Raw genomic sequence first — 16,602 nt, 5'->3', positions numbered from 1 at the left:
AGCAAAAACGATGGCGAGCTCAACTATGAATATGATTTTGTTACCGCAAATGCGCTGCAAGCTTGCGCCAGAGCTGCAGCAATCGCTCATGCTGCTGCAGATGACGACAGCCGATTTATTTTCATATTTGCGGGAGGTCGAGCAGGATAATCCGTTGATTCAGCTGGAGGTGGCGGAATCGCTCTCCTATGGAGGCATGCACCGGCAGGGTGTCCGCTATTGGACTGATGGTGTAGATCTGACGACATTACGCGCGGATAGGGAGACGCTGGAGCAAGCTTTACTCGCTCAGATTAGACTAACTGATGTATCGAGAGCGGAGAAGCGGGTTGCCGCCTTTTTGGCTGGGAATTTGGACGAATCCGGATATTTGGACATTGGGCTCGAGGAGGCGGCGGCATGCACAGGGCATGAAATAGGTGTAGTCGAAGCCGGACTTAGGCTGCTTCATACGCTGGAGCCAGCAGGGATCGCCGCCACATCGCTGAAGGAATGTTTGCTGCTGCAGGCGTCCCGCGACAACTGCGCGCCAAGGTTTGTCAAGGAGCTGATTAAGCAACATCTTGGCGATGTTGCTAAAGGGCGTTGGAAGGTCATTGGCAAGTCGCTCGGCATCTGTGAGCATGAAATCGAACACGGCGTTCGGTATTTGCGAGGTCTAAATCCCCGTCCGGGACTTCAATTCGGAAACTCGGACGTTTTGTACGCGATAGCGGAGATAAAGTTACGAAGAAGCGAGGGCGGTACAGGGTTCACGGTACGCGAAGCGGCTCCATTTCATGTAAGCGTTCATGCGTCCGCACTTGATGCGGGAGCGGGCACTGGCAAGTGGTGTGATTGGGTCGCGGCTAAGCAAAAAGAAGCAGCCAGACTGGATGGGATGCTGGGCTTCCGGAAGAGCGCATTAACCGTAGTGGCCGCCGCTATTGCCGGGCAGCAGCAGCGTTTTCTGGATGAAGGGGAGGGAGGGATACGACCTCTTAAGCTGGAGCAGATTGCCGCCGAGACGGGCTTCCATGTCTCGACCGTCAGTAGGGCCGTGAGAGGAAAATACGTAGACACACCTTTCGGTGTGCTGCCGATGAATGTATTTTTCTCCACTGGTCTCGGAAGTGACAACGGAGAAGACGTATCCTCGCGTGCAGTGAAGATTCGCATCCGAGGGCTAGTCGCAGGCGAGAACAAGCAGCGACCGTTCACGGATGCTCGTCTTGCTGCCTTGCTTCACGAGGAAGGATTGACTATCTCCAGACGCACCGTAGCCAAATATCGGGAAGAGGAACGTATTTTGCCGTCGACTTTCCGAGCCATGACGATGTGAGCAGACCCGACTTATGAAGGGGGAGATGCCCATGTAATTGCGGGAAGGCGAAGGGATGTGTGCTTCGAATTTCAAAACGGAAGAGGAGGCTCAAGGAATGGAACAACGTGCAAAACAAGGCGACCGGAGCGTTACGTTCACCGCAGGCGTGTCTGCCATATTGGTTGGCGCGCTTCTAGTTATGATGCTCTTCACGGGTCCGCCGAGACCCGTTCATGCCGCAGCGAACTACGCCGAGGTTGTCGATATTTTCGGCCGGACGGTGAATGATAACGGCATTGAGCTTGTAGATTGGCAGGGCTACCTGGCCAACCCGTACATCAAGCTGACAGTCAAGCCGCCGACAAGCGCAGTATTCCCTGTTACGATTAATTTGACGACCCAAGGCACCTCGCGCCTGATGATGAACAGGCCGAGTACAATGTCAGCGACAGGTGCAGCCAAAACGTTGACGTTCGCTAATGCCGCAGCAACTCAGGAATTTAACTTGGCTATCCACCCTGACCGTGTCGGCGGAAACGGAGAGATCGAGAATCATACGCTGACTTTGCAGGTGGTTCAAGGAAATAATGCGACCAGCACTCAATCTATTGCTATTCGGGTACTCGATCAGGATGATAATGCCGAACCGACGATGCCGCTTAAATTCGATTACCGCTTTGATACAATCACGAACATATTCGGCGATGCCGGCGTGAAAGCAGCTACGGAGCAGGCAATCAAGGACTGGTTCTATTTCTTCGACGAAGCGCCTTATGATACAGTAGCTTCCGGCGCTGAGCAGATGTGGCTTCCTGGAGACAATTGGCAAAACTCCATTTCAGTAACGAACAATGCCGCGTATAACGGGATGTGGATTTTCCTGCGCGGAATCAACGATCCGTACTCGACCGGTTTCCCCGCTATTAATGGCAATTACCACAAACGAGCAGGCGTTCAAGTACCGGGACCCATTCCGCGTTCACTCGCAACGATATTGGATTTCTATACTGGATTTACGCCGTTTACTTCGCTGAACGATGAAGAATATTACTTGACGCAGATGCCTGGAGCTTCTTGCACTTCCAACTGCCAGACCGATTTGCTCGGCTTGATCGCTCATGAATTTGGGCATGCAGTCGCTTTCCACAGCGACTGGCCTGGTATGGCAGCGTATGTCGCAAGCGGCGGAACCAACGATTCCGAAGTTATCGCTTATCAAGGCAACGCGGTGCCGCTCGATACCAGCTACCACATTCCGGAAGCCAATTCTCAGAATTGGGATCGGCTGAGCGGGCAAAGCGGCGGGCGCAGCCACATGTTCCATCCGAAGAGATGGATGATGACGAAGCTGTCCTTGCTGATCGCGGAAAACGCGGGTTGGAAGCTGAAGAAAAGCCTGACTCCCTTCCTTGCGCCGTCCATCGTTACGACATCGCTGCCAGGGGGCACGAAGGGCGCGGCTTATTCGCAGAAGCTCGCGGCGAAAGGCGGCGTGCCGTTCTATGATTGGAATGTAACAAGCGGATCGCTTCCGCCGGGATTGACGCTGGATCGCTTCAAGGGAACGGTCAGCGGTACGATCTCGAGTAGCGCACCACAGAATAGCTATACGTTCACCGTGCAATTACGGGATTACGATGAGCTTAGCACGCCGGTCATAAAGACGTTTACAATCAGCTTGAACGGTACCCAGCCGCCGACTGACCTTGTTGCGCACTACCTATTCAATGAGACGAGCGGCACAACAGCGGCCGACGCTTCCGGCAACGGCTTGAACGCGACACTAAGTGGCGGCGTAACATGGGCCGCTGGTCATGCGGCCAATGCTGCTCTCTTTAATGGAACGACTGGATACGGCAGCTTGCCTAGTGGGATCGTCAGTGGACTGAACGATTTCACGGTAGCCACGTGGGTCAAAGTGGACAATACATCGAACTGGACTCGAATATTCGACTTTGGTACTGGGACGACATCGTATATGTTCTTGACGCCGAGACCTGGCGGGGCAGGGCTCCGGTTCGCGATAACGACGAGCGGCAGCGGCGGGGAGCAAAGATTATCGACGACTACAGCGTTTCCGACCGGCGTTTGGAAGCATGTTGCGGTTACATTGAACGGGACGACGGGAACGATGTACGTGGACGGTGTGTCCGTTGCGACGAATACGAATATGACGCTCAAGCCTTCGAGTCTCGGCAATACGACGCTAAACTATCTAGGGCGCTCGCAATATGCCGGTGACGCTTACCTGAATGGCGGAATAGACGATTTCCGCATCTACAATCGTTCTCTGAGCGGATCGGAAATTACAGCACTCTTCAATAGCTGACCATTGTGATGAGAAAAGCCGCCTTCCGGGTTGTAAAACCTAGAGGCGGCTTATTTGCATGGTTGTTATACGATTTCAATTTGATACAATTTCGCTCGGCTGCGAGCGATGTCGGGATGAAATTGAATAAGTGCCTCGTGTCTCGTCAGTTTGACTTGCTCCATGGCATCCTTGATTTCGGCTTCGCCGGGAGCTTTCTCGGCTGCGGCGCTGAACGCGATTGATAAGCCGGCTACCCTTCCTTGCGCGATCGCGACTTTGGCGCTCTCTACGCCGGTAATGTTGCCAGCGACGTAGAGGCCGGGAAGCAGCGTTTGCATATTCTCGCCATGCACCGGAACATGCCCGCCAAGCTCCGGCACGTAGCGGAAAGGGCAACCGGCGACGGCGGCCAGCTCCACAAGCGGGTATAACCCGCCAGCGATGCAGACGAAGTCGGCTTCCACGACGCGCTCGCTGCCAGCAATAGGTTCTCCACGCGGTGTAATGTCGGCGACGAGTACGCCCTCTACGGCATCTCGTCCGACAATTTCGATCGCGCAGCGGCGTAGCTGAAGCGGCACGTCCAGCATTCGTATCCCTTGCTTCGGATATAGGTTCAACGCGAGATTGCGCAGCATACTGTTTTGCAGAAACTTTGCGCCGTATTTGAGCATCGCGTTGGGTGCTAAATTCGCGAAGCGCAGCAGTGAGTCAAGCACGGCTTCAGGATTTGAATCCTTGCCGCTGAGCGCATTGCCCGGCGGCAGTACAATTGCGGCCAATTCGATGCCGGCGAGGCGCAGCTCGGACATGATGGCCATGGCGAGCACGCTCATGCCGATGACGACGCCCCGATTGCCAACACGCACGCGCTGCACATTCGTCATCACCTGCGCGGCTCCTATCGACATGACACCGGGCAGCGTCCATCCTGGCAGCGGGTTTGCCGATTCAGCAGCGCCGGTAGCGAGCAGGACGAAGGGAGTGCGATAACAGCCTTGGGTCGTCCATAACGTCCAACCGTTATTGTCGGTCCTCTCTAAGCCGGTCACTGACACTCCGGTTGCAATATCAGCGCCTGCTTCCTGGGCACCTAGCACGAGCAGTTCGGCCTCACGAATGCCGTTCCACCAAGCACCTCCCGGCTCCTGATGCAGCTGGCCGAGTAGACGTCCGCCAAGCTTCATGAATTCGTCCAGCAGCAGCACCTTTAAGCCGGCTTGTGCGGCAGAACCAGCTGCCGCGAGGCCAGCTGGTCCCGCGCCGACGACGATAAGATCGTAGATGGCGTTCATAGGGAAGGACTCCTCTCTGCTTCTGTTGTCTGCCGGAACGGCGAAGGAAGGACGGTACCAGAACGAACGTCCATGCCGTTCTTTACTTGGGTCAAGCAGGAGCGTACGCCAGTGATGCCGCTAATCGTTACCCGGCATTCCATGCAATGCCCGATGTTGCAGTAAATGCCTCTGGGCGACCCATGCTCCTCGTGGAGCCTCAGCGTCCGAACGCCGTTAGCAAGCAGCGCAGCGGCGACGCTTTCGCCCTCACGTGCTTTATAATTATTCCCGTCAAAGGAAAATGAAAGGGTAGCTGCGGGAGGGAGAGGGCCAAGAACAGGATGGTGTTCGATTCTGCCGTAGCTCATAACGATCGCCCCCATTGGGCGAAAGACACCGGACGAACCGGCGGCTGGATTTTTAGCGGGAGCTCGGAGGCATGGTCACCTTCCAGCGGGACCATCAAGCGTTCCAGCAACGGTCGGCATGTACGGCCGCCGCATATTCCCATGCCTGCACGTGTTCGCAGCTTGGTCTCGCGTGCTGAGCAGCCATGCTGGCGTATGGCCTCCCGAATTTGCTCCAACGTGACCTCCTCGCATCTGCAAACGATAATCGACGTTTCTTTCATGTAAACGGCCTCCTTATTGTTCGGAATGGATACTTTACGAAGCTGCAAATTTCATGCCAGCCGATGTTGATCTAAGAAAAATGTGGTGAATTTAGATGGCGTGGCATCGATTTTGCAGCAGCTAGTAATGAGAAGGGAAGTTGCCGTCCCAATCCGTTTAATAAGGAGGGATTCCGTTTGAAGATACTGTACAGGAACAGAAGGAGCATACTGCAGGAAAAGCTGGAGAAGAGGGCTGTCAGGGCGACGCTTGTGATTTCACCGGCATCGATTGCGTATTTGATTGGATTCCGTTCGGATCCAATGGAACGATTTATGGCGTTATGGATAAAGGCGGACGGTACGATGATATTGTACATCCCCGAATTGGATGAGACGAAGGCAAGCATGGTGCAGGGGATTGACAGGCTGGTGCTCATTCCGGATGGCAAGCCGGCGACTGAAGCGTTAAGGGAAACTTGCGGCGGGGAGCCGGAGCGATGCGGAATCGAAAAAGAAACGCTAACGTTAAAAATGGCTGAGCAGTTGGCTGAGCTATGGCCAGATACGGAGTTCGTCGATATAGGCGCGGACATTGGGCAGATGCGTGGCCGCAAGACGCGGGCTGAGGCGAATCTTGTCAAAGCGGCGGCAGGCTACGCGGACGCTGCCCTCGAAGCGGCATTAGGTTTCTTTCGCAGAGGCATGAAGGAAAGGGAGCTAGCGGAGGAAATCGATAGGCAGATTGTGCTGGCAGGAGGGGCTGGCCCCGCATTCAAGACGACTGTGCTTGGCGGCGAACGGTCTGCGCTGCCCCATGGGGATACCGGAGATTACGGGATTGTCGAGGGGGATATTTTGCTCATCGATATGGGGGTGGTTCATGAAGGTTACTTATCGGACATGACCCGGACCTTCCTTGTCGGTCAAGGGACAGCTGAGCAAGAGCGGATGTACGAAACGGTCTTGGAGGCCAATCGGCGGGCGATTGACGCACTTCAGACGGGAGTAACGCTAGCATCGGTCGATGAAGCGGCAAGGTCATGGATTCGAAGCTGTGGCTACGGAGAATGGTTTCCTCACCGCGTCGGCCACGGCCTGGGCACGGAAATTCATGAGCCACCTTCCGTACACGGCTGGAACGAACAACTTGTCGTCACGGGAATGCTGCTGACGATTGAGCCGGGCATTTACATTCCCGGCTTCGGTGGAGTTCGAATCGAAGATGATCTATATGTGAATGAGGATGGATTGGTAGAGCAGTTAACCGGTTTTTCGAAGCCATTGAGGCGTATTTAGTTTGGAGAATCGTTGCCGAACAGTGTGCCGATGCGTTTATAGAGCGTCATTCGCGAAATGCCGAGAAGCTGGGCGGCCGCTTGCTTGTTGCCGCTCGTTTCCTGGAGCGCGGACTCGATAAAACGCCGTTCATAATTCGCCAGCCAATCGGATAATGCGCCTTGCCTCGGCAAGGAAGGACTTTGATCAGCATGCTGCGTAGAGGGAGCCGACCCATGTGCGGCGCTGCGAAGCACCGCGGGAGGCAGATGCTCGGCCATCAGCGATTCGCCTGCTGACAACACGCATAGGCGCTCGATCGCATTGCGGAGCTCGCGGACATTGCCTGGCCATGGATGCTGAGCAAGCAGAGATTGCAGTCCGCTGCCTAGCGGTTTTGCGCAGCCGAACCGTCTCGCGAACGTCTCGGCGAGGAGCGGAATATCCTCGGAACGGTGCCGCAGGGGCGGAATGTCCAGCTCAAGAACGTTTAACCGGTAATATAGATCTTCCCTAAACCTCCCTTGTTCCACAAGCAGAGCCAAATTGCGATTCGTTGCAGCGATGAAGCGGCAGTCCGAGTGGAGAGTACGCGTACCTCCGACCGGATAATATTCGCGGTCCTCGAGAATGCGCAGCAGCTTCGTTTGCAGATCAAGTGGCAGCTCTCCGATTTCGTCCAGAAACAGCGTGCCACTCCGGGCGAGCTCGATTTTGCCGGATTTGCCCCGCGGATCTGCTCCGGAGAACGCGCCTTTCTCGTAGCCGAAAAGCTCGCTTTCGGCAAGGCTGGCCATCAGGGCACCGCAATTGACGGCAATGAACGGAGAACCAGCCGTTTCGCGAAGCGCATGGATTCCTCTTGCGAACAATTCTTTGCCGACCCCGCTTTCTCCTGTTAGCGTTACGGTGGCGGTAGTATGCGCGAGCCTGCGGGCCAAAGCGACAACGGAGAGCAATGCTGGGCTTTCTCCAATCAGATCATGGAATGGATCGGACGGATGATACGCGGAAGCTGTTGGTTGCAACGAGGGGTCCCTCCCTTAAAAAGTGTATCTTAATTATTACACTGTCAATTGAAAGTGTAAATATATGTAACGGTAGGTGAAGCTCATGACCATTAAGCGGCATGCAGACGTGATTGTCATAGGAGGCGGTATTATTGGCGCGTCCGTGTCTTATTTTGCGGCTAAGGCAGGATTGTCCGTCGCCTTGCTTGAACGCGGAGAAATTGCGCAAGGTACGTCGTCGCGGTGCGACGGGAATATTCTCGTTATTGACAAAGAGCCTGGATTCGATAGCCTAATGTCGATCGAAAGCCAGCGCATCGTCGCGGATTTGACCCGGGAGCTGGAGCAGCCGTTCGAATACCGGGCTCCCGGAAGCGTGTTCGTATGTGAGACGGAAGCGGAAATGGAAGCGGCGCGAAGATGGGTAGCTCGGCAAGCAGAGCTGGGGCTGCCGTTTCGGATGCTTGACCGGTACGAGATACGCCAGGAGTCTCGTTATTTCGCGGACGATCTGCCCGGCGGCCTTGAATGCGGCTCTGACTCGACAGTGAATCCTTATTTGCTGACCTATGCGCTTGCCGACGGTGCGAGGCGGCTCGGGACGGAAATAGGTTTGGGCACGACGGTGCAAAACGTAGCTAAACTGAGCGGGAACGGTTATGTCGTCGAAACGGATCAAGGCACATGGGTCGCGGGAAAGGTTGTCAACGCTGCGGGCTGCTGGGCGCCGATGATCGGAGGGATGATCGGCCTAGACGTTCCGATTATTCCGCGCAAGGGCCATCTCATTGTTGCATCAAGGCAGCAGCCGGTCGGCAGACGAAAGGTGATGGAGTTCGGCTACTTGATGTCCAAATTCGGAGGCTCTCGCCAAGTCGATCGCTTGACTGATCAATACGGTGTGGCGCTCGTCTTCGAGCCGACCGAAAGCCAGAATTTTCTAATCGGCTCCAGCCGCGAGTTCGCCCGTTTCGATATGGATGTACGGCCAGACGTCATCGCCTGCATGGCCAGACGGCTGCTCCGTTTTTATCCCGCGTTGTCCGATTTTCAAATCATACGCACGTATACCGGTTTGCGTCCTTGGACGCCCGATCATTTGCCGATCGTATCCGAGGTCGAGGATATGCCTGGCTTCTATATTGCGGCTGGACATGAAGGAGACGGCATTAGCCTGGCTGCCGTAACCGGCAAGCTGATGGGGGAATTGCTTACGGATGCCAAGACGACATGCATCCCGGCAGAACCTTTGAGCTTCGGTCGATTCAATAAGAGAGAAGGTGATGGCGGCCATGAACGCGACGCGCGTGTATCGCACCATTGACACCCATACGGGAGGCAATCCGACCCGAACAATTATTAGCGGTATGCCAAAGCTTGAAGGGACGACGATGGCGGAAAAGATGCTCGATATGAAACGAAATCATGACAGCATTCGGCGGCTGCTGATGAACGAGCCCCGCGGGCATGAGGTGATGTCGGGCGCATGCCTGGTGCCGCCCTGCCATGCGGAAGCGGACGTGGGCGTCATATACATTGAAACGGGCGGCTACTTGCCGATGTGCGGGCACGATACGATCGGTTTTTGTACCGCATTGGTCGAATGCGGACTTGTACCGGTAGAGGAGCCTAAAACGGTGATTAAGTTGGATACGCCAGCTGGACTTGTTCGTGTGGAGGTGACGGTTAAGGATGGAACCGCTCTTCAGGTAGCATTCCGGAATATTCCGGCATTCCTGCATAGCGTGAGCCGCGTTAATGTTCCAGGGCTCGGAGACGTAGCCTGCGAGATTGCTTATGGCGGTAATTTCTTCGCAATGATAGACGCCCGCACATGCGGTCTGCAGCTTGAGCCCTCGAATGCGGCGGCTATCGTTAAGCAAGCGGTTCAGATTCGACAAGCGATCAATAAGGGCTTGGTCGTCGAGCATCCGGAATCCCCGTTTATACGAGGGGTGACGCATGTCGAGTTCTACAGCGATGCCCGCGATCCAGAGGCGGATTTACGCAATGCGGTCGTCGTGCCCCCGGGAGGCATCGATCGCTCGCCTTGCGGTACGGGCACATCGGCTAAGCTGGCAGCGCTGTTCGCACAGGGCAAGATTGGTATTGGTGAAACGTTCGTTTACGAAAGCATCGTCGGCTCGCTGTTCAGAGGCAGGGTGGTGGAGCAGACAATGATCGGCATGCAGCCGGCTGTGGTTACGGAGATTGCCGGAACTGCGCGGATGATGGGCATGCATACGTTTTATTCTAATCCGGAAGATCCGTTGAACGAAGGTTTTTTGTTCGTACCTCCAAACGATCATTGAAAGGAGAAATCGCACTTATGAAATTCCGTAGAATGGCCAAATCGCTGGATGTTCATGTCGCTGGCTGGCCGCTTCGTGTTCTGTTCGAAGCCCTAGAGCACTGCGAGGAAGAGACGCTGTCGGAAAAAGCTTTGCGTTTATGGCATGGGGACCATTCGCCGCTGCGCTGGCTGCAGCATGAGCCGAGAGGGCATGCTGCGATGCGAATCGGTGTGGTGACGTCATCGCGAAAAGGTGATTACGGCTTGATGATATTCGACTCGGCAGGTCCTTGCCCGGCGGATGGAATGGATGCGCTGGGTGCTGCATCGGCTTTGACGGAAACCGGGTTGCTGGCAAATGCCGACGAAATCGTATTTGAGACGGAGAGCGGATCGATTGTAGTCGGCTTAGCGGATGAGGAAAAAAGGCGGTCTGCGGTTTGCCGGCTGGCGTTGTCCGAGCTCGCTTTGTACACGGTTGTTCGTGCATCTGATGCCGGTTTGTCGCTTCAACCGCACAATGCGCATGTGATTGAAGAATATATAGGAAGCTGCGGAGCAGAAGGCAGATCATTGGTGCTGGCAGAGGAGCGGAACGGCAACGAATGCGTGGTCGCGGCTATCGGCCGCGATGGTTGTTTGCTGCGTGCTCCGCACACGGTTGCGGTAGGGGTGCTGCTCGCTAATCTGCTTGGGGAGGAGGGAAATCTCCATGTTCCCCATCGCTTCATCGGACTTGCCGGCGGGTTAGTGGAAGGCATGGTCTTATCCGCGGACGATTTTGTGGAAGGGAATGAAGAAATAGTTTGGGCTTTGACCGCCTGCGCTAGACTGGTCGCGTCTTGCGAATTCGTTCTTGATCCGCAGGATGCGATTGGCGAAGGGTTTCTATTGAGATGACTGTTCATTCGACGTTCATATGCTTCAGGTAGTAGGCGTTGCGATAGCCTGTCGGCGTAAGATGCTCATGCTTGCGAAAGAGTCGAATGAAATATTTTTCGTCTGGAATGCCTACGTCGTGCGCGATTTGCTTGACTGTTCGCTTGGTTCCGGTCAATAGCGACTTCGCCTTGTACATTTTTTGCGCCAAAATATATTCGTGCAGGTTTCTGCCCAAAAAGCGCTTGAACAGTCTAGATAGATAATCCCGGTTGTATCCATATTTATCGGCGATAATGGAAGCTGTAAGCGGCTCCGCCGTATGGATGCGAATCCATTCTACGATTTCCGCCACCAGCGGATCAGGCGGTATGGGGGAGCCAGTCGCATGGCCCGAATCCGCTTGCTCGGCTAGCTCCAAAAACAACGAAGTCATCCGGTAGTGCAGAGCGGAGTAGTGGATGAGTTTGGAATTGGCTAGATGCTGGAGCTGGTGGAACAGGATATCGATTTTGTCGGAATGGCCGCAGCGGAAAAATAGAGGCAAATAGGCGTATTCGCTTTTGGCCGCCAGCTGTTCTTCGGCTTCCCGCTGGCTTCTATCCTCCTGCCACTCGTCCTCTCCGCAAATTCTCGCGTTCTCGGGACATTGGAAATGCACCCAGTAAAACGTAAGCTCTCCTTCGCTCGGCTGGTAGCCGAAATGTGTTTCGCCAGGCAGCAGAAGCAGTACGTTTCCCGGTCCAACATCGAAACGCTCGTTCTGCTGTTGAATATATTGCGTTCCCTTGACACCGACAATGATTTCGAAGCTGTCAATCACGCGGCGGGAATGCGTCCAAGAGCGAAGCGAATGCAAATGTCCTGCTGAAATAAACTCTAACGGCTGGCGAATATCCGTTCTCAGAAACCGCAAGTAGGATCACTCCTTCCGGATGGTTTGAAGCTGTTTCGATCAATGAAGCTTGTCATCTACTTATTCGACAGTGAATACTTGAAATTCCTTCCAAGTGGAATACGCTAGTGCAATCGTCGCTGACTATTTGGAGGCTGCGGGACAGATTAAATCTTCCAGGAGCTTCATTTCGCTCACGCCAGATTCTGTTTATGAATAGAACTAAAGAACATGGCGGTCATAAACTGCGCACAGAGAACAACCAAACCCTGATCCCAGATCATGGTTTGGTTATTTGCGATGGAAAGCACATGAACAAATATTTTAATTAATGAATGGAAATTAGATTAGCGGCTGTGAGATAAAATGAAATTTATAGATTACTTAGCATATGTTTTTACTCTAGGCGGGACATAAGTTGCAAACTTTTCTAACAATCCTGCTGGCTCCTCGTCTACTAAAACCATTTGGCGGTACTGGTCTTGTAAAAACTGTTGTTCTTTCATATGGTCAAAAAATGAAATCAGCAGATCGTAATAATGGTTAACATTTAATATACCACATGGTTTTTGATGTAAACCGATCTGCCCCCAAGTAAATACTTCGAAAAACTCCTCTAATGTACCGGGACCGCCTGGAAGCGCAATAAAGCCATCTGCTAACTCCATCATCTTGCTTTTTCGCTCGTGCATAGACTCAACAGTAATCAATTCCGTTAAGTTTTTGTGTGAAATTTCTCGTTCTTCAAGCAGCTTTGGAATTACGCCAATGACTTGACCGCCCGCCTGCAACACCGTATCAGCTACCGTTCCCATGATGCCAACACTGGCGCCGCCGTACACCAAAGTAATGCCACGTCTTACTAATTCTTTACCTAATTTTATTGCTCCTTCTCTGTATGCTGCAGAGGAACCATTACTAGATCCACAGAAAATAGCTATTTTATTCATAAAATTAACCCCATTTCGAAGATTATAATATACTAATCATTATAGTTAAATTTTGTTTAATAAATAGGGGGGATATAAATTGGACGTAAATGCGTTTCAAAAATGGGTGAAGGGTTATTATGCAGAACGAGGTTGGTCAGAACTTGATATTTTCATTCGTATAGGTTTTTTAGCGGAGGAGACGGGAGAAGTAGCACGTGCGATTAGAGCGTTAGAAATTGGTCGAGATCGTCCAGATGAAACCGTCGGCACATATGCTGAAAATAAGCAGGAGTTAATAGAAGAGCTTGGAGATGTACTAGGGAATGTAATAGTAATTGCCAACAAGTATGACATTAGCCTTGAGGATGTTTTTAAATCTCATCAAGAGAAATTGCATAAACGTTATAAGTAGAAGTTATGATTACGAAAAATGGTCATTCACTTACGGTTCCTTATAATTTCCTCATTGAAGAAGCGGTTGCCTTAGGCATCCGCTTCTTTTTTCGCTTCTTATGATTCCTCACCAATCCTATGAATGCTTCGGAATTGTAAGGGAGTCATTCCCTCAAGCTGACGGAAGCATGAACTGAAGTAGCTGGCTTGCGAGAAGCCTGTTTCCAGTGCGATTTGCTTTATGGATAGTCCCGTTGAGGCAAGCAGGCGTTTGGCTTGGATAAGGCGAGATTCCAGTAAAAAATCCGAAAAAGATTTTCCGACTGTCTGGCCGAATTTACGACTGAAATAATGGGTACTATAACCAGCGAGAGCTGCAGCTTTTTCAATAGAGAAAGACTCTTGACTATGGGTTCGTACGTAATTGGCGACCGCTCTGATTTTATCGGAAGCATGGTTAATGGGAACATTTAGCCGATCTGAGGTTGTCTGCAGCCGTGTTAAAAGTTCATACAACGTAGAAGCTACGGTATATTCATCATCGATCTGATAGGCTCTGCCTAGAGAGAGCAATTTTTGGACTAAGCGTTCGATTGGAGACAGGTTAGATAAGGCAAACAGCCAAGGCTCGTCAAGACCTCTGCCATCTAAAAGCTCCTCCAGCCGCTCCCCGTAAAAATGAACCCACCGGATGCTCCAAGGTTCATTTGCATCGGAGTAATAGCGTTGTCTCATGCCAGGTCCATATAGAAATCCCTGACCTTTCAATACATCATACCGTTTACCTTCAGTGACAAGGTATCCTTTACCCTCAAGCACAATATGCAAATTATAATTGCGATGCAGATTAAATTCTTTGGTTTGGAATTCACGATTAACAATATGATCGGGATAACCGCTAATACCGCCGATGTAATCCGGAAAGCACACATGTCTTGTGAATAATGGCGTTGGCAGAAAGAGATGTTCATTCATAGCTGACTCCTTAAATCGCAATATATTAAACGTTTAATTTGTTAACACTATTATTTAGTTGATCCAAAATATCTGAATGACAATATTTTAATACATGTCGCATGTTTTTGTCATTTATATGTGTAGGCTCGTCCTATAAAATAAAGGTTACACGTTCCTTCAATTATTGTAATGAAGAACAATCAATAAAAAACAATAGGCCCTAAGGAGAGATGGATCTTGCAACAATTATACTATGGTGTGGCTTACTACGACGAATATATGCCCTATGAACGACTCGAGGAAGACATTCGAATGATGAAGGCTGCTGGCATTAATCTCGTCCGCATTGCGGAATCAACATGGAGTACCCATGAACCGCAAAATGGTGTCTTCGACTTTACCAGTGTTGACCGTGTGCTTGATGCCATGCATAAAGCGGATATTCATGTTATCGTCGGAACGCCGACCTACGCCGTGCCAACATGGATGGTTAAAGAGCATCCAGAGGTGCTTGCTGAGACACCGAACGGGCAAGGCCGATATGGAGCAAGACAGATTATGGATATCATTAATCCGTCTTATCTTTTTTATGCAGAGAGGATCATTCGGAAGTTGATTAGCCGAGTATGCAGCCATCCTGCTGTTATTGGTTATCAAGTGGATAACGAAACCAAGCATTATGAGACGAGCGGCCCTAATGTGCAGCTTCGGTTCATTAAATATATGAAAGAAAAATTCGGTACATTAGAGCAGCTGAATCAGGAATTTGGCCTCGACTATTGGAGTAATCGAATTAATAGTTGGGAGGATTTTCCTTCCGTGGTTGGTACAATTAATGGCAGTCTCGGTGCAGAATTTTCTCGATTCCAGCGACAGTTAGTTACCGAATTTCTAGCCTGGCAAGTTGCCATTGTTAATGAGTATAAACGCCCTAATCAGTTTGTGACACATAACTTTGATTTTGATTGGCGGGGCCATTCGTTTGGTGTTCAGAAGGATGTGGATCACTTCGAAGCGGCAAAGGCGCTCGATATTGCGGGAGTCGATATTTATCACCCTTCGCAAGATGAGCTGACAGGCAAGGAAATTTCGTTTGGAGGTGACTCCACACGTTCTTTAAAGGGGAAAAACTACTTCGTGCTTGAGACGCAAGCGCAGGCTTTTCCAAATTGGACGCCTTATCCTGGCCAGCTTCGGCTTCAAGCCTTTAGCCATCTGGCTTCGGGAGCCAATATGGTCGAATACTGGCACTGGCATTCGATCCATAATTCCATTGAAACGTATTGGAAGGGTTTGCTTAGCCATGATATGGGTACGAATCCAACTTATGAAGAAGCTATAACGATTGGCCGAGATTTTAAGCGGCTATCCGCTAATCTCATCAACTTAAAAAAGGAAAACCGAGCAGCCTTGCTTGTCAGCAATGAGGCGTTAACCGCAATCGAGTGGTTCAAGCTGCCTGGAGGCGAAGTCCGTTATAATGATATTGTTCGTGTACTCTATGACCGGCTTTATGAGATGAATATTGGTTGTGATTTGCTAAATCCAAGCTCTACTGAACGGTTTGGGAACTATGACTTGATTGTTGTACCGGCCCTTTATGCGGCTTCGGACGAGCTTCTTGAGAAGCTAAATCAATACGTGGAAAATGGCGGCCATGTTGTGTATACGTTCAAGAGCGGGTTCGCTAATGAACACTCTAAGGTCCGTACGGGTATACAACCAGCCATAATAGATAAGGCATGTGGCGTCCAGTATAATCAATTTGTACAACCGAATAAGGTTTCGCTCAAGGGAAATCCTTTTGGCGTTACAGAGGAGTCTAACCGCGTTGATGTCTGGATGGAGCTTCTTACACCAACAACAGCTGAGGTACTTGCCTGGTATGACCATCCTCACTGGGGGAATTATGCAGCCATTACAGAAAACCAATACGGTCGTGGTACGGCCACCTATATTGGTTACATGCCAAGTCCGGAGGTTGCAGGGAAAGTATTAGAGAGAGCCTGCAAGGCAGCAGGCCTATATGGTCCGGACCAGGGGCTTTGCTTTCCATTGATCGTTAAGAACGGAGTAAATGAGGCAGGAAAGACTATTCGTTATTACTTTAACTATTCCAATAGTCCAACGACATTCTCTTACCCCCATGGCAATGGGATTGAGCTTTTGTCTGAGAGGAACGTCATTTCAGGCGAGCAAATCGAGCTGGATAGCTGGGGATTCGTTATTGTTGAGGAGAGCGTTTCAATTGTAAAATAAGTAGTAGGCAGACGCTGTTTATGAAGTGCAATAAAGCAGCAAGCAGTATGAAAAAGGTCAGTTACACGTTGCGTGTATCTGGCCTTTTTAAGTGTGAAAAGTATAAGCTAAAATCCCGATAACATCATCGATTGATTGAACAAGAGCTTTTTATCTCGGCAGGGTTAGAGCTGTTAAAAGCTTAAAAAACTTGCAGAAATTGTGC

The 16,602-nt window shown here is 51.4% G+C and carries 15 protein-coding genes; 8 read left to right on the top strand and 7 right to left on the bottom strand.

Annotation, left to right across the window (positions count from 1 at the left end; translation table 11 throughout):
- The first annotated feature begins 10 nt into the window (after nt 1-10).
- Both rpoN and E0496_RS17515 read left to right on the top strand, forming a co-directional pair.
- Entirely contained in the window at nt 11-1,321 is a 1,311-nt protein-coding gene (gene rpoN / locus E0496_RS17520) for an RNA polymerase factor sigma-54 (protein ID WP_141503059.1), read from the top strand.
- Between the two features lie 181 nt (nt 1,322-1,502).
- The gene (locus E0496_RS17515; RefSeq protein ID WP_241674873.1) at nt 1,503-3,632 is read left to right on the top strand and encodes a LamG-like jellyroll fold domain-containing protein; all 2,130 of its coding nucleotides are present in this window, start codon (nt 1,503-1,505) and stop codon (nt 3,630-3,632) included.
- 65 nt (nt 3,633-3,697) lie between these two features.
- Here the strand turns inward: E0496_RS17515 and E0496_RS17510 are convergent, their stop codons facing one another.
- Genes E0496_RS17510 through E0496_RS17500 form a run of 3 tightly spaced genes read right to left on the bottom strand, consistent with a single transcriptional unit; the run spans nt 3,698 to nt 5,522 of the window.
- The gene (locus E0496_RS17510; protein ID WP_141503333.1) at nt 3,698-4,900 is read right to left on the bottom strand and encodes an NAD(P)/FAD-dependent oxidoreductase; all 1,203 of its coding nucleotides are present in this window, start codon (nt 4,898-4,900) and stop codon (nt 3,698-3,700) included.
- Between the two features lie 5 nt (nt 4,901-4,905).
- Nucleotides 4,906-5,259 carry a (2Fe-2S)-binding protein gene (locus tag E0496_RS17505; protein ID WP_141503058.1) on the bottom strand — a complete coding sequence of 118 codons (354 nt, stop codon included), beginning with the start codon at nt 5,257-5,259 and terminating at the stop codon, nt 4,906-4,908.
- The gene (locus E0496_RS17500) at nt 5,256-5,522 is read right to left on the bottom strand and encodes a (2Fe-2S)-binding protein (protein ID WP_141503057.1); all 267 of its coding nucleotides are present in this window, start codon (nt 5,520-5,522) and stop codon (nt 5,256-5,258) included. The genes E0496_RS17505 and E0496_RS17500 overlap by 4 nt, the downstream gene beginning before the upstream one ends.
- Nucleotides 5,523-5,699: 177 nt before the next feature.
- On the opposite strand from E0496_RS17500, the gene E0496_RS17495 reads away from it, so the two are divergent.
- A complete protein-coding gene (locus E0496_RS17495; RefSeq protein ID WP_141503056.1) occupies nt 5,700-6,800 on the top strand; it encodes a M24 family metallopeptidase in 1,101 nt (366 codons plus the stop codon).
- Here the strand turns inward: E0496_RS17495 and E0496_RS17490 are convergent.
- Nucleotides 6,797-7,807, bottom strand: coding sequence for a sigma-54 interaction domain-containing protein (locus E0496_RS17490; protein WP_141503055.1), 1,011 nt, complete (start codon nt 7,805-7,807; stop codon nt 6,797-6,799). The two genes, E0496_RS17495 and E0496_RS17490, sit on opposite strands and share 4 nt — an antisense overlap.
- An 85-nt stretch (nt 7,808-7,892) precedes the next feature.
- Here E0496_RS17490 and E0496_RS17485 point away from each other — a divergent pair, with 85 nt between their 5' ends.
- The 3 genes from E0496_RS17485 to E0496_RS17475 are packed head-to-tail and all read left to right on the top strand — an operon-like array spanning nt 7,893 to nt 10,982.
- On the top strand, nt 7,893-9,113 hold the full coding sequence (locus E0496_RS17485) for an NAD(P)/FAD-dependent oxidoreductase (RefSeq protein ID WP_141503054.1): 1,221 nt from the start codon (nt 7,893-7,895) through the stop codon (nt 9,111-9,113).
- Nucleotides 9,082-10,101 carry a proline racemase family protein gene (locus E0496_RS17480; RefSeq protein ID WP_141503332.1) on the top strand — a complete coding sequence of 340 codons (1,020 nt, stop codon included), beginning with the start codon at nt 9,082-9,084 and terminating at the stop codon, nt 10,099-10,101. The genes E0496_RS17485 and E0496_RS17480 overlap by 32 nt, the downstream gene beginning before the upstream one ends.
- Before the next feature lie 17 nt (nt 10,102-10,118).
- On the top strand, nt 10,119-10,982 hold the full coding sequence (locus tag E0496_RS17475) for a proline racemase family protein (protein WP_141503053.1): 864 nt from the start codon (nt 10,119-10,121) through the stop codon (nt 10,980-10,982).
- A gap of 4 nt (nt 10,983-10,986) precedes the next feature.
- On the opposite strand, the gene E0496_RS17470 is transcribed toward E0496_RS17475, so the two are convergent.
- Nucleotides 10,987-11,877: an AraC family transcriptional regulator gene (locus E0496_RS17470; protein ID WP_141503052.1), complete on the bottom strand. Its 891-nt coding sequence runs from the start codon at nt 11,875-11,877 to the stop codon at nt 10,987-10,989.
- A gap of 359 nt (nt 11,878-12,236) precedes the next feature.
- Nucleotides 12,237-12,806, bottom strand: a complete 570-nt coding sequence (locus E0496_RS17465; protein WP_141503051.1) for an LOG family protein — start codon at nt 12,804-12,806, stop codon at nt 12,237-12,239.
- Nucleotides 12,807-12,885: 79 nt separating this feature from the next.
- Between E0496_RS17465 and E0496_RS17460 the strand changes: the two genes are divergently transcribed.
- Nucleotides 12,886-13,200 (top strand): MazG nucleotide pyrophosphohydrolase domain-containing protein, encoded by a 315-nt coding sequence (locus E0496_RS17460; protein WP_141503050.1) that lies wholly within the window; start codon nt 12,886-12,888, stop codon nt 13,198-13,200.
- Nucleotides 13,201-13,298: 98 nt separating this feature from the next.
- Here the strand turns inward: E0496_RS17460 and E0496_RS17455 are convergent, their stop codons facing one another.
- Nucleotides 13,299-14,156 (bottom strand): AraC family transcriptional regulator, encoded by an 858-nt coding sequence (locus tag E0496_RS17455; RefSeq protein ID WP_141503049.1) that lies wholly within the window; start codon nt 14,154-14,156, stop codon nt 13,299-13,301.
- Nucleotides 14,157-14,375: 219 nt separating this feature from the next.
- On the opposite strand from E0496_RS17455, the gene E0496_RS17450 reads away from it, so the two are divergent.
- The gene (locus E0496_RS17450) at nt 14,376-16,397 is read left to right on the top strand and encodes a beta-galactosidase (protein WP_141503048.1); all 2,022 of its coding nucleotides are present in this window, start codon (nt 14,376-14,378) and stop codon (nt 16,395-16,397) included.
- The last annotated feature ends 205 nt before the right edge of the window (nt 16,398-16,602 follow it).

The organism is Paenibacillus luteus (assembly GCF_006542765.1).
Classification (GTDB): domain Bacteria; phylum Bacillota; class Bacilli; order Paenibacillales; family Paenibacillaceae; genus Pristimantibacillus; species Pristimantibacillus luteus.
The sequence above is the reverse complement of the archived record's forward strand: the minus strand, read 5'-3'. Positions and strand labels throughout refer to the sequence as shown.